Annotated in this window: 18 protein-coding genes; 9 read left to right on the top strand and 9 right to left on the bottom strand. The window is 61.7% G+C overall.

Translation table 11 applies throughout. From position 1 onward, the window contains the following. Together D8U61_RS12225 and D8U61_RS12220 are read right to left on the bottom strand one after the other, a co-directional pair. On the bottom strand, nucleotides 1-664 hold a 664-nt coding region (locus D8U61_RS12225), incomplete at its 3' end, for a TPM domain-containing protein (protein WP_130927013.1). A 13-nt stretch (nucleotides 665-677) separates the two neighbouring features. Continuing rightward, a complete protein-coding gene (locus tag D8U61_RS12220) occupies nucleotides 678-1286 on the bottom strand; it encodes a LemA family protein (protein WP_024011957.1) in 609 nt (202 codons plus the stop codon). 258 nt (nucleotides 1287-1544) lie between these two features. Between D8U61_RS12220 and bglX the strand changes: the two genes are divergently transcribed. Beyond that, the gene (gene bglX / locus D8U61_RS12215; protein ID WP_130927012.1) at nucleotides 1545-3836 is read left to right on the top strand and encodes a beta-glucosidase BglX; all 2292 of its coding nucleotides are present in this window, start codon (nucleotides 1545-1547) and stop codon (nucleotides 3834-3836) included. A 185-nt stretch (nucleotides 3837-4021) separates the two neighbouring features. Here bglX and D8U61_RS12210 read toward each other — a convergent pair whose 3' ends face one another. The 5 genes from D8U61_RS12210 to D8U61_RS12190 all read right to left on the bottom strand — a co-directional run bounded on the left by D8U61_RS12210 (nucleotide 4022) and on the right by D8U61_RS12190 (nucleotide 8374). Beyond that, a complete protein-coding gene (locus D8U61_RS12210; protein WP_130927011.1) occupies nucleotides 4022-5179 on the bottom strand; it encodes a phosphatidylserine/phosphatidylglycerophosphate/cardiolipin synthase family protein in 1158 nt (385 codons plus the stop codon). Nucleotide 5180: 1 nt separating this feature from the next. Then, on the bottom strand, nucleotides 5181-5771 hold the full coding sequence (locus D8U61_RS12205) for a YceI family protein (RefSeq protein ID WP_130927010.1): 591 nt from the start codon (nucleotides 5769-5771) through the stop codon (nucleotides 5181-5183). Between the two features lie 170 nt (nucleotides 5772-5941). Further along, entirely contained in the window at nucleotides 5942-6238 is a 297-nt protein-coding gene (locus D8U61_RS12200) for an amidase (RefSeq protein WP_130927009.1), read from the bottom strand. Beyond that, nucleotides 6235-7314 carry a serine hydrolase gene (locus tag D8U61_RS12195; RefSeq protein ID WP_125925271.1) on the bottom strand — a complete coding sequence of 360 codons (1080 nt, stop codon included), beginning with the start codon at nucleotides 7312-7314 and terminating at the stop codon, nucleotides 6235-6237. The genes D8U61_RS12200 and D8U61_RS12195 overlap by 4 nt, the downstream gene beginning before the upstream one ends. Nucleotides 7315-7495: 181 nt before the next feature. Next, nucleotides 7496-8374 (bottom strand): acyl-CoA dehydrogenase family protein, encoded by an 879-nt coding sequence (locus D8U61_RS12190; protein WP_130927008.1) that lies wholly within the window; start codon nucleotides 8372-8374, stop codon nucleotides 7496-7498. Nucleotides 8375-8527: 153 nt separating this feature from the next. On the opposite strand from D8U61_RS12190, the gene olsB reads away from it, so the two are divergent. Then, complete coding sequence (gene olsB, locus D8U61_RS12185) at nucleotides 8528-9283, top strand: L-ornithine N(alpha)-acyltransferase (RefSeq protein WP_016771324.1); 756 nt, start codon at nucleotides 8528-8530, stop codon at nucleotides 9281-9283. Further along, complete coding sequence (locus D8U61_RS12180) at nucleotides 9283-10077, top strand: lysophospholipid acyltransferase family protein (RefSeq protein ID WP_130887064.1); 795 nt, start codon at nucleotides 9283-9285, stop codon at nucleotides 10075-10077. The genes olsB and D8U61_RS12180 overlap by 1 nt, the downstream gene beginning before the upstream one ends. A 105-nt stretch (nucleotides 10078-10182) precedes the next feature. Here the strand turns inward: D8U61_RS12180 and D8U61_RS12170 are convergent, their stop codons facing one another. Then, nucleotides 10183-10767: an ACP phosphodiesterase gene (locus D8U61_RS12170; protein WP_125925269.1), complete on the bottom strand. Its 585-nt coding sequence runs from the start codon at nucleotides 10765-10767 to the stop codon at nucleotides 10183-10185. Nucleotides 10768-10935: 168 nt separating this feature from the next. Here D8U61_RS12170 and D8U61_RS12165 point away from each other — a divergent pair, with 168 nt between their 5' ends. From D8U61_RS12165 to D8U61_RS12155, 3 genes are read left to right on the top strand one after another with little or no spacing between them, the layout of a single operon-like run. Next, nucleotides 10936-11238: a metalloregulator ArsR/SmtB family transcription factor gene (locus D8U61_RS12165; RefSeq protein ID WP_016771327.1), complete on the top strand. Its 303-nt coding sequence runs from the start codon at nucleotides 10936-10938 to the stop codon at nucleotides 11236-11238. Between the two features lie 34 nt (nucleotides 11239-11272). Further along, nucleotides 11273-12439, top strand: coding sequence for an MFS transporter (locus tag D8U61_RS12160; RefSeq protein ID WP_130927007.1), 1167 nt, complete (start codon nucleotides 11273-11275; stop codon nucleotides 12437-12439). Nucleotides 12440-12472: 33 nt separating this feature from the next. Then, nucleotides 12473-13522 (top strand): alkene reductase, encoded by a 1050-nt coding sequence (locus tag D8U61_RS12155; protein WP_016771329.1) that lies wholly within the window; start codon nucleotides 12473-12475, stop codon nucleotides 13520-13522. Nucleotides 13523-14005: 483 nt separating this feature from the next. On the opposite strand, the gene emhR is transcribed toward D8U61_RS12155, so the two are convergent. After that, nucleotides 14006-14638 (bottom strand): efflux system transcriptional repressor EmhR, encoded by a 633-nt coding sequence (emhR, locus tag D8U61_RS12150; RefSeq protein WP_130927006.1) that lies wholly within the window; start codon nucleotides 14636-14638, stop codon nucleotides 14006-14008. 266 nt (nucleotides 14639-14904) lie between these two features. Here emhR and emhA point away from each other — a divergent pair, with 266 nt between their 5' ends. Genes emhA through emhC form a run of 3 tightly spaced genes read left to right on the top strand, consistent with a single transcriptional unit; the run spans nucleotide 14905 to nucleotide 20687 of the window. Further along, nucleotides 14905-16062, top strand: coding sequence for an efflux RND transporter periplasmic adaptor subunit EmhA (emhA, locus tag D8U61_RS12145; RefSeq protein ID WP_024011947.1), 1158 nt, complete (start codon nucleotides 14905-14907; stop codon nucleotides 16060-16062). Nucleotides 16063-16065: 3 nt separating this feature from the next. Next, nucleotides 16066-19230, top strand: coding sequence for an efflux RND transporter permease subunit EmhB (emhB, locus tag D8U61_RS12140; RefSeq protein WP_130927005.1), 3165 nt, complete (start codon nucleotides 16066-16068; stop codon nucleotides 19228-19230). Continuing rightward, nucleotides 19227-20687 carry an efflux RND transporter outer membrane subunit EmhC gene (gene emhC, locus D8U61_RS12135; RefSeq protein WP_016771333.1) on the top strand — a complete coding sequence of 487 codons (1461 nt, stop codon included), beginning with the start codon at nucleotides 19227-19229 and terminating at the stop codon, nucleotides 20685-20687. Before emhB ends, emhC begins: the two co-directional genes overlap by 4 nt. Nucleotides 20688-20878 lie beyond the last annotated feature (191 nt).

Genomic DNA, 20878 nt, shown 5'->3' with positions numbered 1-20878 from the left:
CGCCAAAGCCGCCCCCTCCTCCGGAGCCGCCCCGGCCGGCAGGCAGGATACCGAGCATCTGGCAGACAAACACCGTCAGGATGAACAACATCACCAGAAACATGAACAGCGCCGGGTGCCGCGAGATGAAATCATCCGCCGGGTCGCCGCTGGATTCGTACACGGTGGACGGCTCATCGAGCGGATTGCCACCGAGCACCACCAGCATCGCCGCAACGCCATCGCTGATGCCTTTGCTGAAGTTGCCGGCCTTGAACGCCGGCGTGATGACCTGATGAATGATCACCGACGACTGCGCATCGGTCAGGCGATCCTCCAGGCCATAGCCGACTTCGATGCGCAGTTTGCGCTCGTCACGGGCGACGATGAGCAAGGCGCCGTTGTTCTTGTCCTTCTGGCCGATGCCCCAGTGCCGACCCAGTTGGACGCCGAAATCCTCGATGGTGGTGCCCTGCAGATCCGGCAGCGTGACCACCACCAATTGCTCGCCGGTGGCCTGTTCGTGCGCCTGCAATTGCTGGCTCAGTTGCGCGCGAATCGATGGCTCGAGCATCTGCGCCTGATCGACCACGCGCCCGCTCAGCGGCGGAAACGTCAATTCGGCCCGGGCGCTGACGGCGAACAGCCACAGCATCAGCACCAGGCCCAGTTTCAACACACGCATGGGCGACCTCGAGTCAGAATTTCACTTCCGGGGCTTTTTCCGCGCCGGGCGTGGTGGCTTCGAAGGTCTCGCGCATCGGCAGATCGCTGTACATCACGCTGTGCCACAGGCGACCGGGGAAGGTGCGGATCTCGGTGTTGTATTTCTGCACCGCCAGGATGAAATCGCGACGCGCCACGGCAATGCGGTTTTCCGTGCCTTCGAGTTGCGATTGCAGAGCGAGGAAGTTCTGGTTGGCCTTCAGATCCGGGTAGCGCTCGGAGACCACCATCAAGCGGCTCAATGCGCCGGTCAGTTGATCTTGCGCCTGCTGGAACTGCTTGAGCTTCTCGGGATTGTCGAGGGTGCTGGCATCGACCTGAATCGAGGTGGCCTTGGCTCGCGCTTCAATGACTGCGGTCAGGGTTTCCTGTTCGTGGGCCGCGTAGCCCTTCACGGTTTCCACCAGATTGGGGATCAGGTCGGCACGGCGCTGGTACTGGTTCTGCACCTGGCCCCAGGCGGCTTTGGCCTGTTCGTCAAGCGTCGGGATATTGTTGATGCCGCACGCGGTCAACAGCGTGGCGAACACCAGCAACGTGGCGATCTGTAACCGTGAACGGGAGGTTGAGCTGATATTCATTGCAGTGATGCTCCATGACACATTTGATTTAAAAACCGAGCGCTGGGCATTCCCGGCCAGCGGTTGGGGCATAATCGGCGCCGCCACTGGCATGCGACGGGTTAATCGGCTAAAAAGTGCCCTTCGCGTTCACGTTGCCGCTGTCGGCTGCGGTTTTCCGGCTCAGGATTTTGCGCCGGCACCCGAACAACAATAGTCGCTCCCTACATTTTGGCTGGCCGGTGTTGCATCACCGTTTGGGCTCTAGAGAAAAAATTCATGAAGAAGCTGTGTTTGCTGGGTCTGTTCGTCAGCCTGGCCAGTCATCAGGTACTGGCCGCCACGACCCCGGTACCTTTGGAAAACAAGGACGCTTTCATCAGCAACCTGATGAAACAAATGACCCTCGACGAGAAGATCGGCCAGTTGCGCCTGATCAGCATCGGCCCGGAAATGCCCCGCGAGCTGATTCGCAAGGAAATTGCCGGCGGCAACATCGGTGGCACGTTCAACTCGATCACCCGCGCGGAAAACCGTCCGATGCAGGACGCTGCCATGCGCAGTCGCCTGAAGATTCCGATGTTTTTCGCGTACGACGTGATCCACGGTCACCGTACGATTTTCCCGATTCCGCTGGCCCTTGCGTCGAGCTGGGACATGGACGCCATCGGCCAGTCCGGTCGCGTTGCGGCTAAAGAAGCCGCCGCCGACAGCCTCGACATCACCTTCGCGCCGATGGTGGATATCTCCCGCGATCCGCGCTGGGGCCGCAGTTCCGAAGGTTTCGGCGAAGACACCTACCTGACCTCGCGCATCGCCAAAGTCATGGTCAAGGCCTATCAGGGCGAGACCCCGAGCGCCGCCGACAGCATCATGGCCAGCGTCAAGCACTTCGCCCTGTACGGCGCGGTCGAGGGCGGCCGCGACTACAACACCGTCGACATGAGCCCGGTGAAGATGTACCAGGATTACCTGCCGCCCTACCGCGCCGCGATCGATGCCGGCGCTGGCGGTGTAATGGTGGCGTTGAACTCGATCAACGGCATTCCAGCCACGGCCAACACCTGGCTGATGAATGATCTGCTGCGCAAGGACTGGGGCTTCAAAGGCCTGGCGGTCAGCGATCACGGCGCGATTTTCGAACTGATCAAGCACGGTGTCGCTCGCGACGGTCGCGAAGCGGCGAAGCTGGCGATCAAGGCCGGCATCGACATGAGCATGAACGACACCCTTTACGGCAAAGAGCTGCCGGGGCTGCTCAAGTCCGGCGAGATCGAACAGAAAGACATCGATAACGCCGTGCGCGAAGTGCTCGCGGCCAAGTACGACATGGGCCTGTTCAAGAACCCGTACCTGCGCATCGGCAAGGCCGAGGATGACCCGGCCGATACCTACGCCGAGAGTCGCCTGCACCGCGCCGAGGCCCGCGAAGTGGCACGTCGCAGTCTGGTGCTGCTGAAGAATCACAACGAAACCCTGCCGCTGAAGAAAGACGCGAAAATCGCGCTGGTCGGTCCATTGGCAAAAGCGCCGATCGACATGATGGGCAGCTGGGCCGCCGCCGGGCGCCCGGCACAATCGGTCACTTTGTTCGACGGTATGAGTTCGGTGATCGGCAACAAGGCCAACCTGATCTACGCCCGTGGCGCCAACATCACGGGCGACAAGAAGGTCCTCGACTACCTGAACTTCCTCAACTTCGATGCCCCGGAAGTGGTCGATGACCCGCGCCCGGCCAACGTGCTGATCGACGAAGCGGTGAAAGCGGCGAAGGATGCTGACGTGATCGTCGCCGCTGTCGGCGAGTCCCGTGGCATGTCCCACGAATCCTCGAGTCGCACTGACCTGAACATCCCGCAAACCCAGCGCGAATTGATCCGTGCGTTGAAAGCCACTGGCAAACCGCTGGTACTGGTGCTGATGAACGGCCGTCCGCTGACGATTCTCGAAGAGAACAAGTCGGCCGATGCGATTCTGGAAACCTGGTTCAGCGGCACCGAGGGCGGCAACGCCATCGCCGACGTGCTGTTCGGCGACTACAACCCGTCGGGCAAACTGCCGGTGACTTTCCCGCGTTCCGTGGGCCAGATCCCGACCTACTACAACCACCTGAGCATCGGCCGGCCGTTCACTCCGGGCAAACCGGGCAACTACACCTCGCAGTATTTCGATGACACCACCGGCCCGCTGTTTCCGTTCGGTTATGGCTTGAGCTACACCACCTTCGCCCTGAGCGATATGGCGCTGTCATCGACCACCCTGAACGCCAGCGGCAAGCTCGACGCCAGCGTCATGGTCAAGAACACCGGCAAGCGTGACGGCGAAACCGTGGTGCAGTTGTACATCCAGGACGTCACCGGTTCGATGATCCGCCCGGTGAAAGAACTGAAGAACTTCCAGAAGATCATGCTCAAGGCCGGCGAACAGAAAGTCGTGCACTTCACCATCACCGAGGAAGACCTGAAGTTCTACAACGCCCAGCTCAAATACGCAGCCGAGCCTGGCAAGTTCAACGTGCAGATCGGCCTGGATTCGCAGGCGGTGACGCAGCAGAGCTTTGAATTGCTGTAACACCGATCCCACATTGATCGTTCCCACGCTCCGCGTGGGAATGCAGCCCGTGACGCTCCGCATCACTGGACGCGGAGCGTCCCTAGAGGCATTCCCACGCAGAGCGTGGGAACGATCAAATGACACACCGCTTTCGCGAGCAGGCTCGCTACCAGATTGGATTCAGGGTGTATTCAAAATCGTGGTTATCCGCGACGGTCGAGAATATTCACCACCAACCGATCCACCCAGCCCCACACCCGCTGCTTGACCCGCCGCCACAACGGTCGGCGCTGCCACTCCTCCAGACTCACCAGCTGACTCAAGCCGAAGTCCTGCACAAAGCTCGCCTCCACCGCTGCCGTCAACGCCGGGTCCAGCGCCTCCAGGTTCGCCTCCAGATTGAAACGCAGATTCCAGTGATCGAAGTTGCACGAACCGATGCTTACCCATTCGTCCACCAGAACCATTTTCAGGTGCAGGAAGCACGGCTGGTATTCGAAGATCTGCACCCCGGCCTTAAGCAGGCGCGGGTAGTAGCGGTGCCCGGCGTAGCGCACTGACGGGTGATCGGTGCGCGGCCCGGTCAGCAACAGCCGCACATCGACCCCGCGTGCAGCGGCTTTGCGCAGCGAGCGGCGGATTTTCCAGGTAGGCAGAAAGTACGGCGTGGCCATCCAGATGCGTTTTTGCCCGCTGTTCAGCGCGCGAAACAGCGATTGCAGAATGTCGCGGTGCTGGCGGGCGTCGGCATACGCCACACGGCCCATGCCCTCGCCCTTGTCCGGCACGCGCGGCAAACGTGGCAGACCAAAATGCGCGGCCGGACGCCAGGCGCGGCGGTAACGGTTGGCGATCCACTGGCGATCGAACAGCAATTGCCAATCGATCACCAATGGGCCGCTGATCTCGACCATCACTTCGTGCCACTCGCTGACATCATGGCCCGGCGTCCAGAATTCATCGGTCACGCCGGTGCCGCCGACCACGGCCAGGCATTGGTCGACCAGCAGCAATTTACGGTGGTCGCGATAGAAGTTGCCGACCCAGCGCCGCCAGCTCAGGCGATTGTAGAAACGCAGCTCGACCCCGGCCTGAGTCAGGCGCTGGCGCAGATGCAGCGTGAACGCGAGGCTGCCGTAATCATCGAACAGACAACGCACGCGCACGCCGCGCTCGGCCGCCGCGACCAGTGCCTGGACGATGGCTTCGGCGCAGGCGCCGGCCTCAACCAGGTACAGCTCCAGTTCGATTTGCTCTTTTGCCCCGGCAATGTGCTCGAGCATGCGCGGAAAGAACTGCGGGCCGTCGATCAACAGTTCGAAACGGTTGCCGTCACGCCAAGGGAACACCGCACCGCGCATGTCAGCGCGCCGTGAAAATCAGCACCGCACCCACCGGCACCGACAGACTGATCGCCGACAGATCGGCGAGTTTGCGCAGGTTTTCCAGGCCCGGCGCCAGATCGAAATCCTCGGCGTTGATCACCAGCGGCTCCAGCGTCACCACCTGAAAGCGCCGATCATCCAGACGCGTGGCGAGCAACTCGGCCGGGTATTCGTGCTGCTTGCCGTGCAGGCTGACGGTCAGCGGCAGGCGCAATTCCAGCTGCGCGCCGGGGGCTAGATCGTTGATCGGGCGCAAGTCGATCTGCGTGGTGATGGTGGCAGCGGGAAACCGCTCGATCTGGAACAGCTCCTTGCGCATGCGCTCATCGCGCAGGGGAATGCCGCTGTTGATCGATTCGAGCTCGACTTCGACCTCGGCGCGACCGTTGGGGTCGACCTTGCCGTGCAGCACCAGAAAGCGCTGCACTTCCGATACGCTGGCATTTTTGGTGCTGACGAACGACAGCCGCGACGACTCGCCGTCCAGGTACCAATTGGCCTGGGCCGGCAGTGCAGCGGCGGTCAACAGCAGACTGGCGAAGGTTGTATAGAGGGAGCGGTTGAACATTGAACACTCGTGGGGGCGATAAACCTGCACGAACCTTAACCGCCCGCCAAGTTATTGCAAGCCCTGTGGGAGCGAGCCTGCTCGCGAATGCAATGCTCCCCGCACAGCATGTATTGCGGCTTGCGACGATTTCGCGAGCAGGCTCGCTCCCACAGGGGAGACCAGATAATTCAGGGATTCAGGCGACAGCCCTGGCGTTCGCTCAGCCACTGCGCGCTGTGGCTGCGGCCCATGCCGCTGACGGTGATGGTTTTGCTCGAAGCGTCATCGGTAAAACCGCTGGTTGGCAGCCATTGCTTCACATAGCTACGGCAATACCCAGCATCGTTGTTCATCACATAACGACACGAGCAATATTCCTTGGCGGTGTAGGCGCTGATGATGTCCGGGAAAGCCCAGAGGTTTTCCCGTTCATACCAACCCCAACCGAGCAGCACGACCAACAGCAACAATAGAAACCGCCTCATGGCCGCACCGCCTGCAACACGCGTTTGAGCAATTCGTTGTGCTGGTAGCTGCCATCGCGGTCATCGCCGTAACGCACGATGACCAGTTTCTCGCTGGGCATCACATACAGCGCCTGGCCCCAGTGGCCGAGGGCGGCGAAGGTGTCGGGGGGGGCGTCGGGCCATGCTGATGGTGCGCCATCGGCGGGACGATTGAGCCACCAATGGCCGCCGGGCACGGCTTCGTCGTGTTGCGCCTTGTAACCGGCAAAAGGTTTCAGGTTGAACGCAAGCCAATCCTCGGGCAGCAACTGCCGATCGTTCCAGCGCCCGCCCCGCGCCATCAACAGACCGACCCGCGCCAGATCCCGCGCGGTGAGATAGGCATAGGACGAGGCGACAAAGGTACCGCTGGCATCGCTTTCCCACACGGCGTGGCGAATGCCCAACGGTTCGAACAATGCTGTCCACGGATAATCGGCGTAACGCTCTGGGCCGACCATGGTTTTCAGGGCGGCGGCGAGCAGATTGCTGTCACCGCTGGAATAACGGAAAGCCTGACCCGCTGCGGCGTAGGCGTCGTGGCCCGCAGTGAACGCGGCCATGTCGCGATGGCCGCGGGTGTAGAGCATCGCCACCACCGAAGATTTCAGCGGGGCGTATTCGTAGTCTTCCTGCCAATCCAGACCGGAGGCCCAGTTCAGCAGATGGCCGAGGGTGATCGCCGGGTGTTTGTCCAGCGCCCGGTAGAACTTCAGCGCAGGATCGTCGAGCTTGAACCGGCCTTCGCCGTAAGCCACACCGAGGACCGTTGCCAGCAGGCTTTTGCTGATCGACCATGTCAGGTGCGGAGTCTGTGCAGTGGTCGGAGCGGCGTAGCGTTCGTAGATGATCTGGCCGTCGTGGATGATCAGCAAGGCGTCGGTGCGGATGCCCTGGCGGGTGACGTCGTTGCGGGGCGCGAAGGCGTAGTTTTCCAGTGCCAGGGCAGCCGGGCCGGTGATCTGTGGGGCGATAGGCCATTGCTCGCCGGGCCATTGTTCGGCGCGGACGGTGAGGCTGATCAGCAGCAGGAACAGCGACAGGCCTTTGAACATGGTGGGGGCTCTGGGAATGAACCTGCTGAGCCTAGTCAGGGTTTATGACAAATTTTAGATGTTGGTCGTCCATGAAATTGCCATCGCTGGCAAGCCAGCTCCCACAGGGGTCCCAAGTGAACACACATTTCATGAACACCTTTGAAACCTGTGGGAGCGGGCTTGCCCGCGATGAGGCCAGTCAGGCCAACGCAAGAGCCTTGGCCAAGCGCTTGGCCCGGGCCCCTGCAGCCAATTGCATCACGCCTTGATCACGCTGCCACATCGCTGCCCACGCAGGATCACCCTGCACCAACGCCTGATCTACCTCGGTCTTGAGTGATTCAAACTGCGCAAACAACCCGCCCAGCACGACATGCCCGGCCGGATTGTTCGGCGCTTGCCGGCTGGCCTCGGCGCACCCGGCCAGAAGCGCCAGCAAACGCAATTGCAGGGCCTGCGGCCAGTCGTTGTCCTGGCCGACGCCGTACAGCCACGCGGTCATGGCGCTGAGCACGTAGACATCTTCAAGGCTGCGAAACGGTTTGACGTAGGCGTCCCAGCCGTCGCCGGCGAGCAGTTCGCACAGGGCGCCGTCCAGATGCAGGCGACCGTGGCTGATGTCCGGCATCAACGGCAACGCCGGCAGTTTTTCCACCTTCACGCCGGGCTCGCCGGGATAAACCACCGCCAGACTCAGGCGCGGTGCTTCGCCAAGCTCCTCACTGCGCGCAGCCACCAGTAACCAATCGGCGGCGTCGCCTGCGGTGACGAAATCCTTGCGCCCGCTCAAGCGCAAATCGCGCAGCCGCGTTTGCATATCGGCCGGGCGCAGGCTGCGTTGTTCGGTCGCGCACAAGGCCCCGAGGCTCAGCGGCGCGCTCGGCCACAACATGCGCAGCGCCGCCTGATAACCGACCAGAAACGCCAGCCCCGGCGTGGCCATTCGCCGCCCGCCGGCCACCGCCAATTCGAACGGCGTGACGTTGCCCAGCGCCTGCAACAACGTTGCAAAACCCTCGGCCAGATCAGCAGCGGCGGGCAAGCGTTCACGGCGGTGCAGCAGATCTGTCCAGGGCATGGGCGCCTCCTCGCGGGCTGTCATATAAGCATCACCGAACGTTCATGGCGATGACACCGGGGCTACATAGCCTGACTTTGCACAACACGGCTGCATAAAGAAAGTCGATCGGCTGCAACCCACGACGGGTTAAAGGCCCGTACGGAGATTCACATGACGCAAATCGCCCGCATCAGCGACACCGGCAATGAACGCCGCCTGCAAGCCGAACGCCTGATCGGCGCCGAAGCCTTGCAGCAAGCCCAGGCCCTGCGCTTCGCCGTCTTCAGCGGCGAGTTCAACGCCAAACTCAAAGGCGCCGAACTGGGTCTGGACATGGATGATTATGATGTTCACTGCAGCCACATCGGCGTGCGTGATCTGAACACCGGGCGCCTGGTGGCGACCACGCGTCTGCTCGATCACACCGCCGCCAGCAGCCTCGGCAAGTTCTACAGCGAAGAAGAATTCAGCCTGCACGGCCTCGCCCATCTGCAAGGCCCGATCCTGGAAATCGGCCGCACCTGCGTCGATCCGGCGTACCGCAACGGCGGCACCATCGCCGTGCTCTGGGGCGAATTGGCCGAAGTGCTCAATCAGGGCGGCTACAGCTATCTGATGGGTTGCGCGAGCATCCCGATGCAGGACGGCGGCATTCAGGCCCACGCGATCATGCAGCGTCTGCGCGAGCGTTATCTGTGCACCGAACACCTGCGCGCCGAGCCGAAAAATCCGCTGCCGACGCTGGATATTCCATCCAACGTCATCGCCGAAATGCCACCGCTGCTCAAGGCCTACATGCGCCTCGGGGCGAAGATCTGCGGCGAGCCGTGCTGGGACGAAGACTTCCAGGTCGCCGACGTGTTCATCCTGCTCAAGCGCGACGAACTCTGCCCGCGCTACGCCAAACACTTCAAGGCGGCGGTGTGATGAGCCGGTTGCGGGTGTACGCGCGAATCGCGCGAGTGCTGCTGGTGGTGACGCTGGGCCTGACCATGGCCAGCGTCTTCGGCGTGTTCGAACGCATCGGTCTGGCCCACTCGATGGAGCGGCGCCAGCGCTGGTCGCGCTTCTTCATGGCGCGGCTGAGCAATGCCCTGCCGTTTCGCGTGAGGGTCCATGGCGAGCTGCCAAAACAGCCAATGCTGTGGGTCAGCAATCACGTGTCGTGGACCGACATTCCGCTGCTGGGCATGCTCACGCCGCTGTCGTTTCTGTCCAAGGCCGAAGTGCGCACCTGGCCGGTGGCCGGCTGGCTCGCAGCCAAGGCCGGCAGCCTGTTCATCCGCCGCGGATCGGGCGACAGCCAGTTGATCCGCAAGCAGATGACCCGCCATCTGCAAACCGAACATGCGCTGCTGATGTTCCCTGAAGGCACCACCACCGATGGCCGTTCGCTGCGCACTTTTCATGGTCGCCTGCTGTCGGCGGCGATCGATTCCGAAGTGATGCTGCAACCGGTGGCGATTCGTTATCTGCGTGACGGCGAAATCGATACGCTGGCGCCGTTCATTGGTGACGATGACCTGCTCTCGCACCTGATGCGCCTGTTCAGCCATGACTGCGGCGACGTCGAAGTGCATCTGCTCAAGCCAATAGAATGTCAGGGCCGCGAGCGTGCGGCGCTGGCGTTCGAAGCGCAGCAGGCGGTGCAGAAGGTGTTGTTTGGCGAGGTGGCGAAACCTGCCGAACCGCGTCGCGCAGGCGATTTGATAGCCGCCTGAAAATACAAATCCCCTGTGGGAGCGAGCCTGCTCGCGAAGGCGTCGTGCCATTCAGCATCTATATTGGCTGAGACACCGCATTCGCGAGCAGGCTCGCTCCCACATTCAGATCTTCAGTGGATCAGAGTTTTGCGCAAAATCCTGAAGTTGCGGATAAAACAGGCTGAAGTCTTCACTCAGCGGCTCATACAACCGCCGCAACTCCGCCATTGCCCCCGCCAATTCCTCCGGCCTGGTCAGCCGTCGCGAGATACCGCGCAGCACCTGTTCCAGCACCTCAAACTCGCGATACGAGCCCAGCCAGTCGTTGGCGACCATGTGCGGGGCGATCTTCGCCAGCCGTTCCGGCAACTGTCGTTCGCGGGACAGCACGTGATAGACGTCTGCGGTGAACTGCTCCAGCGGTCGGTCGGCATACAGCGTCCAGTCCCGCGCCAGGCAATGATCGAAAAACACATCGAGGACGATTCCGGCATAGCGCCGCCGCGTTTCGCTGAAGCGGCCCAAAGCAATGTCGACCAGTGGATGGCGATCGGTGAAGACGTCGATGCGCCGATGCAGGGCGATCGCCGCCTCCACTTCCGGGTCGAACTGGCCTTGCAGCCGACCTTTGACGAAGTCGCCATACAGGCTGCCGAGTAACTGACCGGGGCGCTGGCCGCCGAGATGCAAATGCGCGAGATAGTTCATGGGCGCAGCTTAGCACTGCGCTCGCTCCTCCAGCACCCTCGTATCGTTATAACCCGATATAGCGATTTATGCGTTCGTCAGACCGAATTCATATTGGTATATCGCGATCCAACGATTTAAAGTTCGCTCCATCGCGATATATCGCTACTGCCACCACGAGCCCAAGCCATGAACCTCGACCTCGACGAAATAATAAAAGCCCTGGCGCACCCAGTACGGCGAGACATCCTCAACTGGCTGAAAGACCCGAAAGGCGAATTCCCCGAGCAGTTGCACAACCACGAGTACGGCATCTGTGCCGGGCAGATCGATCAGCGTTGCGGCCTGTCGCAATCGACCGTTTCCGCGCATCTGGCGACGTTGCAACGGGCCGGGCTGATCAGCAGCCAGAAGGCCGGGCAGTGGCATTTTTTCAAACGCAACGAGGACGTCATACAGGCGTTTCTCAGCACCCTCAGTAAAGAGCTCTGACCCTTAACGTCAGCCAGCCGACAAGGAAACCTGCATGCCCCTTTCGCTTCTCATCCTCGCCCTGAGCGCCTTCGCCATCGGCACCACCGAGTTCGTCATCATGGGCCTGCTGCCCGACGTGGCGGCGGACCTCGGCGTGTCGATTCCCGGCGCCGGCTGGCTGGTCACCGGTTACGCCCTGGGCGTGGCCATCGGTGCTCCGTTCATGGCGCTGGCCACCGCGAAGCTGCCGCGCAAGGCCGCGCTGGTGGCGTTGATGGGCATCTTTATTGTCGGCAACCTGCTCTGCGCCATCGCCAGCGACTACAACGTGCTGATGTTTGCCCGGGTCGTCACCGCTTTGTGCCACGGTGCGTTCTTCGGCATCGGCTCGGTGGTGGCGGCCAATCTGGTCGCGCCCAACAAACGTGCCTCGGCGGTCGCCCTGATGTTCACCGGTCTGACCCTGGCCAACGTGCTCGGCGTACCGCTGGGCACCGCATTGGGTCAGGAAGCCGGCTGGCGTTCGACCTTCTGGGCGGTGACCGTCATCGGTGTGATCGCGCTGATCGGCCTGATCCGCTTCCTGCCGGCCAAGCGTGACGAAGAGAAACTCGACATGCGCGCCGAACTGGCCGCCCTCAAAGGCGCCGGCATCTGGCTGTCGCTGAGCATGACCGCGCTGTTCGCCGCTTCGGTGTTCACCCTGTTCACCTACGTCGCCCCACTGCTCGGTGAAGTCACCGGTGTGTCGCCGCGTGGCGTGACCTGGACGCTGATGCTCATCGGCCTCGGTCTGACGGTCGGCAACATCATCGGCGGAAAACTCGCCGACAAAGGCATGGCCGCCACGCTGATCGGCGTGTTCATCGCCATGGCCGTGGTTTCCACGGTGCTGAGCTGGACCAGCGTCGCGCTGATCCCGACCGAGATCACCCTGTTCCTCTGGGCCACCGCGTGTTTCGCCGCTGTGCCGGCGCTGCAGGTCAACGTGGTGACCTTTGGCAAGGCTGCGCCGAACCTGGTTTCGACCCTGAACATCGGCGCTTTCAACGTCGGCAACGCGCTTGGCGCCTGGGTCGGCGGCAGCGTCATCGCCCACGGCCACGGCCTGACCAGCGTGCCGCTGGCCGCCGCCGCGCTGGCCGTACTTGCCCTGCTGGTGACCCTGATTACCTTCCGCCAGAACGGCAATGCCGAGCTGGCGCCTGCTTCCAACTGATCAACTTCCTTAATTAAAGAGAGGCTTTTAGACATGGCGACTATTTTCGACCCGATCAAACTCGGCGACATCGAGCTGAACAACCGCATCATCATGGCCCCGCTGACCCGCTGCCGCGCCGACGAAGGTCGTGTGCCGAACGCGCTGATGGCCGAATACTACGTACAACGCGCCTCGGCCGGCCTGATCCTCAGCGAAGCCACTTCGGTAACACCGATGGGCGTCGGCTACCCGGACACCCCGGGCATCTGGTCCAACGATCAAGTGCGTGGCTGGGCCAACGTGACCAAGGCGATTCACGGCGCCGGCGGCAAGATCTTCCTGCAACTGTGGCACGTTGGCCGCATTTCTCACCCTTCGTACCTGAACGGTGAAGCACCGGTTGCGCCAAGCGCCATCCAGCCAAAGGGCCACGTCAGCCTGGTCCGCCCACTGGCCGATTACCCAACCCCGCGCGCCCTGGAAACTGCTGAAATCGCCGACATCGTCGACGCCTACCGCACCGGCGCCGAGAACGCCAAGGCCGCCGGTTTCGACGGCGTGGAAATCCACGGCGCCAACGGTTACCTGCTCGACCAGTTCCTGCAAAGCAGCACCAACCAGCGCACTGACCAGTACGGCGGCTCGCTGGAAAACCGTGCACGCCTGCTGCTGGAAGTGACCGACGCCGCGATTGAAGTCTGGGGCGCTGGTCGCGTTGGTGTGCACCTGGCACCGCGCGCCGATTCCCACGACATGGGCGATGACAACCTCGCCGAAACCTTCACCTACGTCGCCCGTGAACTGGGCAAGCGTGGCATCGCGTTCATTTGCTCGCGCGAAAAAGAAGGCGCCGACAGCCTCGGTCCGCAACTGAAAGAAGCGTTCGGTGGCCCATACATTGCCAACGAGAAGTTCACCAAGGAAAGCGCCAACGAGTGGCTGGCCAGCGGCAAGGCAGACGCGGTCGCGTTCGGCGTGCCGTTCATTGCCAACCCGGACCTGCCGGCACGTTTGCAGGCCGATGCGCCGTTGAACGAGCCGCATCCGGAGACTTTCTACGGTAAAGGTCCGGTCGGTTATATCGACTATCCGACCTTGTAATCAGGCTGTAGCGCAGAAATGAAAAAGCCCCGGACTTGTGAGAGTCCGGGGCTTTTTGTTGTTCGGCTTGGGGCTTGTAGCGTGGCACCCGGCGTAGCCCCTCACCCCAGCCCTCTCCCGAGGGAGAGGGAGCCGATTGGTGTGTTTTTCAAACTTTGAGTTCGGCGGGATATTTCAGGTCGGCACGGCTTGAGCAAACAACCCGGTCGGTCCCGCCATTGGGGAGAGGGAGCCGATTTGCAGATCCTTCAGAACCCGAGTTCGGCGGGATATTTCAGGTCAGCGTCACTCGAAAGATCAGCTTGGTCGGTCCCCTCTCCCTCTGGGAGAGGGCTAGGGTGAGGGAAACGCGGCAAAACACGGATTCACAAGAGCTACACAATTTCCCTACAAAATCCACGGCCGGCTACGTTTAAACTCCCCGCCGCAATAATCGGCCATAGCGGCTGATTGACATCCTGCCGGGCAATTGCGCATTTTGTTTCATTTGCGCAGGCTTGGGCTCAGGCGCAGCATGTCCAGCCCGGTGTCGACCCAGCGTTCAGCCTCGGCGTGCAGTTCGAAGCTGTCCGGGGCCAGCAGCCAGCCATACAGCAGGCCGTCGATGTAGGCATGAATGCTGATCGCCGCGCGAGCAGTGTCGAGATTTTCCGGCAACTGGCCGCGATTCACCGCATTACGCAAGGTCAGGCCGATGCGCAGATTGCAATCGAGACTGGCCGTCCGGCGCTGCTGGCGCAGATCGCACATTTCATCGGTGAATTCGCACTTATGAAACAGAATTTCGTTGATGCGCCGGGTTTTCGGGTCCAGTGCAACTTGATGAAACAAATGAATCAGCAACTGCCGCATGCAGCCCAGCGGGTCCGGTTCGTCTTCGCTTTCGCTGGCCTTGGCCAGTTCATCCAGCGGTTCGTGCAGGCTGTCGAGCATGGCCTGGACCAGATCGGCCTTGTTGCTGAAATGCCAGTAGATGGCGCCACGCGTCACGCCGGCGAGGGTCGCGATGTCCGCCAGGGTGGTGCGGGCAACCCCCCTTTCATAAAAGGCTTTCTCGGCCGCTTCCAGAATCTGGCTGCGGGTTTCCTGAGCTTCCTCTTTGGTACGACGGACCATGGCAGTAAAACCTCAAACAGGATGTTTCAGGGATGGCTGAATATCCGCTGAATAAAGAGGGGGCGATCTCTCGTGAATCGACTCCCCGGCCTACAATTTCAAACCTTGCGACGACTTTTGTATCAGGGTGGGTACGCGGCGCAGGTGTTTACAAACAACCATGAACGTAAGTATATTACTTAGCAAGCTACTTATCCACCCGGTGCCCGATTTTTACTCTTTCACACTTCTTGTGCGCTTCTTGCGCGCCTGACCCGAGGATCTTCATGCAATTCAAGCCAGCTGTTACCGCTCTGGTCACTGCCGTCGCCCTGGCATCGCTGCTCAGCGGATGTAAAAAGGAAGAAGCGGCCCCAGCCGCTCCGCCTCCTCAGGTCGGCGTCGTCACCCTGCAACCACAAGCCTTTACCCTGACCTCGGAACTTCCGGGCCGCACCAGTGCGTTCCGCATCGCGGAAGTTCGCCCGCAGGTCAACGGCATCATTCTCAAGCGCCTGTTCAAGGAAGGTGCCGACGTCAAAGCCGGCCAGCAGCTGTATCAGATCGATCCGTCGGTCTATGAAGCTACGCTGAAAAGCGCCGAAGCCGAGCTGCGTTCGACCAAGTCGATTTCCGACCGCTACAAGCAACTGGTCGACGAACAAGCCGTGAGCCGTCAGGAATACGACACCGCACTGGCCAACCGCCTGCAATCGGAAGCGTCGCTTCAGACTGCGCAGATCAACGTGCGTTACACCAAGGTCTATGCGCCGATTTCCGGCCGTATCGGCCGCTCTTCGGTCACCGAAGGCGCACTGGTCAGCAATGGCCAGGCCGATGCAATGGCAGTGATTCAGCAGCTCGACCCGATCTACGTCGACGTGACCCAGTCGTCGGTGGAACTGCTGGAGCTGCGCCGCGAGCTGGAAAGCGGCCGTCTGCAGAAGGCCGGCGACAACGCCGCTGCGGTCAAGCTGACCCTGGAAGACGGCAGCCAGTACAAGCTCGACGGCAAGCTGGAATTCTCCGAAGTCTCGGTTGACCAGACCACCGGCTCGGTGACCCTGCGCGCAGTGTTCCCGAACCCCGATCACACCCTGCTGCCAGGCATGTTCGTTCACGCCCAGTTGCAGGCCGGCGTCAACAGCGCAGCGATCCTCGCGCCGCAACAAGGCGTGACCCGCGACCTCAAAGGCACCCCGACCGCACTGGTCGTCGGCGCCGATAACAAGGTCGAGCTGCGTCAGCTCAAGGCCAGCCGCACTGTCGGCAGCCAGTGGCTGATCGAAGACGGCCTGAAAGCCGGCGATCGTCTGATCACCGAAGGGCTGCAGTACGTCAAACCGGGCGTCGAGGTCAAAGCGACCGAGGCGACTAACGTCGGCACCAAGAACCCGGCCCCCGCACAGGCAGCTGACAAAGCCGCCGGCGGCAAAGGGGAGTAACCCATGTCAAAATTCTTCATCGACCGTCCGATTTTCGCCTGGGTAATCGCCCTGGTGATCATGCTGGTCGGGGCACTTTCGATCCTGAAATTGCCGATCAACCAATACCCGAGCATTGCGCCACCGGCCATTGCGATTCAGGTGACCTACCCGGGCGCGTCCGCACAAACCGTGCAGGACACCGTGGTGCAGGTCATCGAGCAACAGCTCAACGGTATCGACAACCTGCGTTATGTGTCGTCGGAAAGTAACTCCGACGGCAGCATGACCATCACCGCGACCTTCGAGCAAGGCACCAACTCCGACACCGCGCAGGTCCAGGTCCAGAACAAGCTGAACCTGGCCACCCCGCTGCTGCCGCAGGAAGTGCAGCAACAGGGTATCCGCGTGACCAAGGCAGTGAAGAACTTCCTGCTGGTGATCGGCGTGGTGTCGCGTGACGGCAGCATGACCAAGGACGACCTGTCCAACTACATCGTGTCGAACATGCAGGACCCGATCTCGCGGACCGCCGGTGTCGGTGACTTCCAGGTCTTCGGTGCGCAGTACGCGATGCGTATCTGGCTCGACCCGGCCAAGTTGAACAACTTCAACCTGACCCCGGTCGACGTGAAGAACGCCATTGCTGCGCAGAACGTCCAGGTGTCGTCCGGTCAGCTCGGTGGCTTGCCTGCCGTGCAGGGCCAGCAACTGAACGCGACGATCATCGGCAAGACCCGTCTGCAGACCGCCGAGCAGTTCAATGAAATCCTGCTCAAGGTCAACAAGGACGGTTCGCAGGTTCGCCTCAAAGACGTGGCTGAAGTCGGCCTCGGCGGTGAGAACTACGCGATCAGTGCCCAGTTCAACGGCAGCCCGGCTTCCGGTCTGGCGGTGAAACTGGCCAACGGCGCCAACGCCCTCGATACCGCCAAAGCGCTGCGCAACACCATCGACAGCCTCAAGCCGTTCTTCCCGCAAGGCATGGAAGTGGTGTTCCCGTATGACACCACCCCGGTGGTGACCGAGTCGATCAAAGGCGTGGTGCACACCCTGGTCGAAGCGATCGCGCTGGTGTTCCTGGTGATGTTCCTGTTCCTGCAGAACTTCCGCGCCACCGTCATCACCACGATGACCGTGCCCGTGGTACTGCTCGGTACGTTCGGCATCCTCGCCGCCGCCGGTTTCAGCATCAACACCCTGACCATGTTCGGCATGGTGCTGGCCATCGGTCTGCTGGTGGATGACGCCATCGTCGTGGTGGAAAACGTCGAGCGGGTGATGAGCGAAGAAGGCTTGTCACCGAAGGAAGCGACGAAGAAGTCCATGGGCCAGATCCAGGGCGCACTGGTCGGTATCGCCCTCGTGCTCTCGGCGGTACTGCTGCCGATGGCATTCTTCAGCGGCTCCACCGGTGTGATCTACAAGCAGTTCTCGATCACCATCGTGTCGGCCATGGCCCTGTCGGTACTGGTTGCCCTGATCTTCACCCCGGCGCTGTGCGCAACCATGCTCAAGCCGATTCCGAAAGGCGAGCACGGTACTCCGAAGAAAGGTTTCTTCGGCTGGTTCAACCGCAACTTCGACCGTGGCGTACGCAGCTACGAGCGTGGCGTCGGCAACATGCTGACCCGCAAGGCGCCGTATCTGCTGGCGTACCTGTTGATCGTCGTGGGCATGATCTGGCTGTTCACCCGCATTCCGACCGCGTTCCTCCCGGAAGAAGACCAGGGCGTTCTGTTCGCTCAGGTGCAGACCCCGGCCGGTTCCAGTGCCCAGCGCACGCAGGTGGTGGTGGATGAAATGCGTGAGTACCTGCTGCGTCCGAACAAGGACGGCGGTGAGGCGGACGCGGTCGCTTCGGTGTTTACCGTGACCGGCTTCAACTTCGCCGGCCGTGGCCAGAGCTCGGGTATGGCGTTCATCATGCTCAAGCCGTGGGGCGAACGTAACGCCGACAACAGCGTGTTCAACCTCGCTGCGCGTGCCCAGCAACACTTCTTCAGCTTCCGCGACGCGATGGTGTTTGCCTTCGCCCCGCCAGCGGTTCTGGAATTGGGTAACGCCACCGGTTTCGACGTGTTCCTGCAGGACCGCGCCGGTATTGGTCACGAAAAACTGATGGAAGCGCGCAACCAGTTCCTCGGCATGGCGGCGCAAAGCAAGGTGCTGACCCAGGTGCGTCCGAACGGCCTGAACGATGAGCCGCAGTTCCAGCTGGAAATCGACGACGAGAAGGCCAGTGCCCTCGGCATCACCATCAGCGACATCAACAACACCCTGTCGATCGCGCTGGGCAGTAGCTACGTCAACGACTTCATCGACCGTGGTCGGGTGAAGAAAGTCTACGTGCAGGGCCAGCCGGACTCGCGCATGAGCCCCGAAGACCTGAAGAAGTGGTACGTGCGCAACGCCGAAGGCACCATGGTTCCGTTCTCGGCGTTCGCCAAGGGCGAGTGGGTCTACGGTTCGCCGAAACTGGCGCGTTACAACGGTGTGGAAGCGGTCGAAGTCCTCGGGGCTCCGGCGCCAGGCTACTCCACCGGTGAAGCGATGGCTGAAGTCGAAGCGATTGCCAAGAAGCTGCCGGCCGGTGTCGGTATCTCCTGGACCGGTCTGTCATACGAGGAGCGTCTGTCCGGCTCGCAAGCGCCAGCGCTGTACGCCCTGTCGCTGCTGATGGTGTTCCTGTGTCTGGCGGCGCTGTATGAGAGCTGGTCGATTCCGATCGCGGTCATGCTCGTGGTACCGCTGGGGATCATCGGCGCACTGATGGCCACCAGCCTGCGCGGTCTGTCCAACGACGTGTACTTCCAGGTGGGGTTGTTGACGACCATCGGTCTGGCGGCTAAAAACGCCATTCTGATCGTCGAATTCGCTAAGGAACTGCATGAACAGGGACGCAGCCTGCGTGAAGCGGCAATCGAAGCCTGCCGCATGCGTCTGCGCCCGATCATCATGACCTCGCTGGCCTTCGTTCTCGGTGTTGTGCCGCTGGCGATTTCCACCGGCGCCGGTTCAGGCAGTCAGCACGCGATCGGTACCGGCGTGATTGGCGGTATGCTCACGGCCACGATCCTGGCGATCTTCTGGGTCCCACTGTTCTTCGTTACTGTGTCGTCCATCGGTCAGCGCAAAAAGACCGACGCGGATGAGACTACTGAAACTCCTAAAGAGGCTGGCCAATGAGCAAGTCGCTACTCTCCATCGCAGTCGCCGCCTTCGTGCTGAGCGGTTGCTCGCTGATACCTGACTATCAGCAGCCTGAGGCTCCGGTCGCAGGCCAGTACCCGCAGGGGCCGGCGTACTCGCCGGCCCAGGCTCCGGCGCAAGCCGCTGCCGAACAGGGCTGGAAGCAGTTTTTCCATGACCCGGCCCTGCAACAGCTGATCCAGGTCGCCCTGGAAAACAACCGCGACCTGCGTGTCGCGGCGCTGAACATCGACGCTTACGCGGCGCAGTACCGCATCCAGCGCGCCGACCTGTTCCCGGCAGTGTCGGCCAATGCCGCCGGCAGCCGCCAGCGTCTGCCGGCCCGTGCCTCGCAGACCGGCGAGTCGATGATCAGCAGTTCGTATTCCGCCACCGTGGGCGTCAGCGCCTACGAACTCGACCTGTTCGGTCGGGTGCGCAGCCTGAGCGAGCAAGCGCTGCAACAGTACTTCGCTACCGAAGAAGCACGCCGCAGCACACAGATCAGTCTGGTCGCCAACGTCGCCAATGCCTACCTGACCTGGCAGGCGGACAAGGAACTGCTCAAGCTGACGCAGGACACCCTCGGTGCCTTCGAAGAAAGCTACAAATTGACCAGCCGCAGCAACGAAGTCGGTGTGGCTTCGGCGCTGGATCTGGCGCAGTCGCGCACTTCCGTGGAAAACGCCCGGGCGCAACTGGCGCGTTATACCCGCCAGGTCGCGCAGGACGAAAACAGCCTGACCCTGCTGCTCGGCACCGGCATTCCGGCCAACCTGCAAACGGCCAAACCGCTGTCCGATGATCTGCTCAGCGATGTGCCGGCCGGTCTGCCTTCGGACCTGCTGCAACGTCGTCCGGACATTCTGCAGGCCGAGTACAACCTGAAAGCCGCCAACGCCAACATCGGCGCGGCACGTGCAGCGTTCTTCCCGAGCATCAGCCTGACCGCCAACGCGGGCAGCCTGAGCCCGGATCTGTCCGGTCTGTTCAAGGGTGGCTCGGGGACGTGGCTGTTCCAGCCGCAGATCAATCTGCCGATCTTCAACGCCGGCAGCCTGCGCGCCAGCCTCGACTACGCCAAGATCCAGAAGGACATTGGCGTGGCGAACTACGAGAAGTCCATCCAGACCGCCTTCCAGGAAGTCGCCGACGGCCTCGCCGCTCGCCAGACCTACACCGAGCAGCTGCAAGCGCAGCGTGACTTCGTTCAGGCCAACCAGGATTACTACCGCCTGGCCGAACGTCGCTACCGCATCGGCGTCGACAGCAACCTGACCTTCCTCGATGCCCAGCGTCAGTTGTTCAGCGCACAACAAGCGCTGATCACCGACCGCCTCGCGCAGTTGACCAGTGCGGTCAACCTGTACAAGGCACTGGGTGGTGGCTGGAATGCGCAGACCGCGCAGAACGAAGCGCTGAAAGAAGAAGCGCCGAAGATGAAGCTGTTCTGATCATCATCGAGTGAAACGAGAAGCCCACCGACTGGTGGGCTTTTTCTTGCCTGCCATAAAACTGCGTTGTCTTGTCTGGCCTCATCGCTGGCAAGCCAGCTCCCACAATGTTCTGTGGTGTACCCAAATTTGTGAGCGATGCAAAAATCTGTGGGAGCTGGCTTGCCAGCGATGAGGCCCTCACATTCACC

Origin of the sequence: Pseudomonas sp. Sample_14, from assembly GCF_004307515.1 — a bacterium.
Taxonomy (GTDB): Bacteria; Pseudomonadota; Gammaproteobacteria; order Pseudomonadales; family Pseudomonadaceae; genus Aquipseudomonas; species Aquipseudomonas atacamensis.
This window is presented reverse-complemented; position numbering and strand designations above follow the sequence as displayed.

Excerpts from the sequence above, each read along its gene's own strand:
- D8U61_RS12180 (WP_130887064.1), top strand. The coding sequence starts at position 9,283 with ATGAGCCGGTTGCGGGTGTACGCGCGAATCGCGCGAGTGCTGCTGGTG.
- D8U61_RS12220 (WP_024011957.1), bottom strand. The coding sequence starts at position 1,286 with ATGAATATCAGCTCAACCTCCCGTTCACGGTTACAGATCGCCACGTTG.
- D8U61_RS12195 (WP_125925271.1), bottom strand. The coding sequence starts at position 7,314 with ATGTTCAAAGGCCTGTCGCTGTTCCTGCTGCTGATCAGCCTCACCGTC.
- emhC (WP_016771333.1), top strand. The coding sequence starts at position 19,227 with ATGAGCAAGTCGCTACTCTCCATCGCAGTCGCCGCCTTCGTGCTGAGC.
- D8U61_RS12165 (WP_016771327.1), top strand. The coding sequence starts at position 10,936 with ATGAACCTCGACCTCGACGAAATAATAAAAGCCCTGGCGCACCCAGTA.
- D8U61_RS12205 (WP_130927010.1), bottom strand. The coding sequence starts at position 5,771 with ATGTTCAACCGCTCCCTCTATACAACCTTCGCCAGTCTGCTGTTGACC.
- D8U61_RS12210 (WP_130927011.1), bottom strand. The coding sequence starts at position 5,179 with ATGCGCGGTGCGGTGTTCCCTTGGCGTGACGGCAACCGTTTCGAACTG.
- D8U61_RS12155 (WP_016771329.1), top strand. The coding sequence starts at position 12,473 with ATGGCGACTATTTTCGACCCGATCAAACTCGGCGACATCGAGCTGAAC.
- olsB (WP_016771324.1), top strand. The coding sequence starts at position 8,528 with ATGACGCAAATCGCCCGCATCAGCGACACCGGCAATGAACGCCGCCTG.
- D8U61_RS12170 (WP_125925269.1), bottom strand. The coding sequence starts at position 10,767 with ATGAACTATCTCGCGCATTTGCATCTCGGCGGCCAGCGCCCCGGTCAG.
- emhR (WP_130927006.1), bottom strand. The coding sequence starts at position 14,638 with ATGGTCCGTCGTACCAAAGAGGAAGCTCAGGAAACCCGCAGCCAGATT.
- D8U61_RS12190 (WP_130927008.1), bottom strand. The coding sequence starts at position 8,374 with ATGCCCTGGACAGATCTGCTGCACCGCCGTGAACGCTTGCCCGCCGCT.
- emhB (WP_130927005.1), top strand. The coding sequence starts at position 16,066 with ATGTCAAAATTCTTCATCGACCGTCCGATTTTCGCCTGGGTAATCGCC.
- D8U61_RS12200 (WP_130927009.1), bottom strand. The coding sequence starts at position 6,238 with ATGAGGCGGTTTCTATTGTTGCTGTTGGTCGTGCTGCTCGGTTGGGGT.
- bglX (WP_130927012.1), top strand. The coding sequence starts at position 1,545 with ATGAAGAAGCTGTGTTTGCTGGGTCTGTTCGTCAGCCTGGCCAGTCAT.
- emhA (WP_024011947.1), top strand. The coding sequence starts at position 14,905 with ATGCAATTCAAGCCAGCTGTTACCGCTCTGGTCACTGCCGTCGCCCTG.
- D8U61_RS12160 (WP_130927007.1), top strand. The coding sequence starts at position 11,273 with ATGCCCCTTTCGCTTCTCATCCTCGCCCTGAGCGCCTTCGCCATCGGC.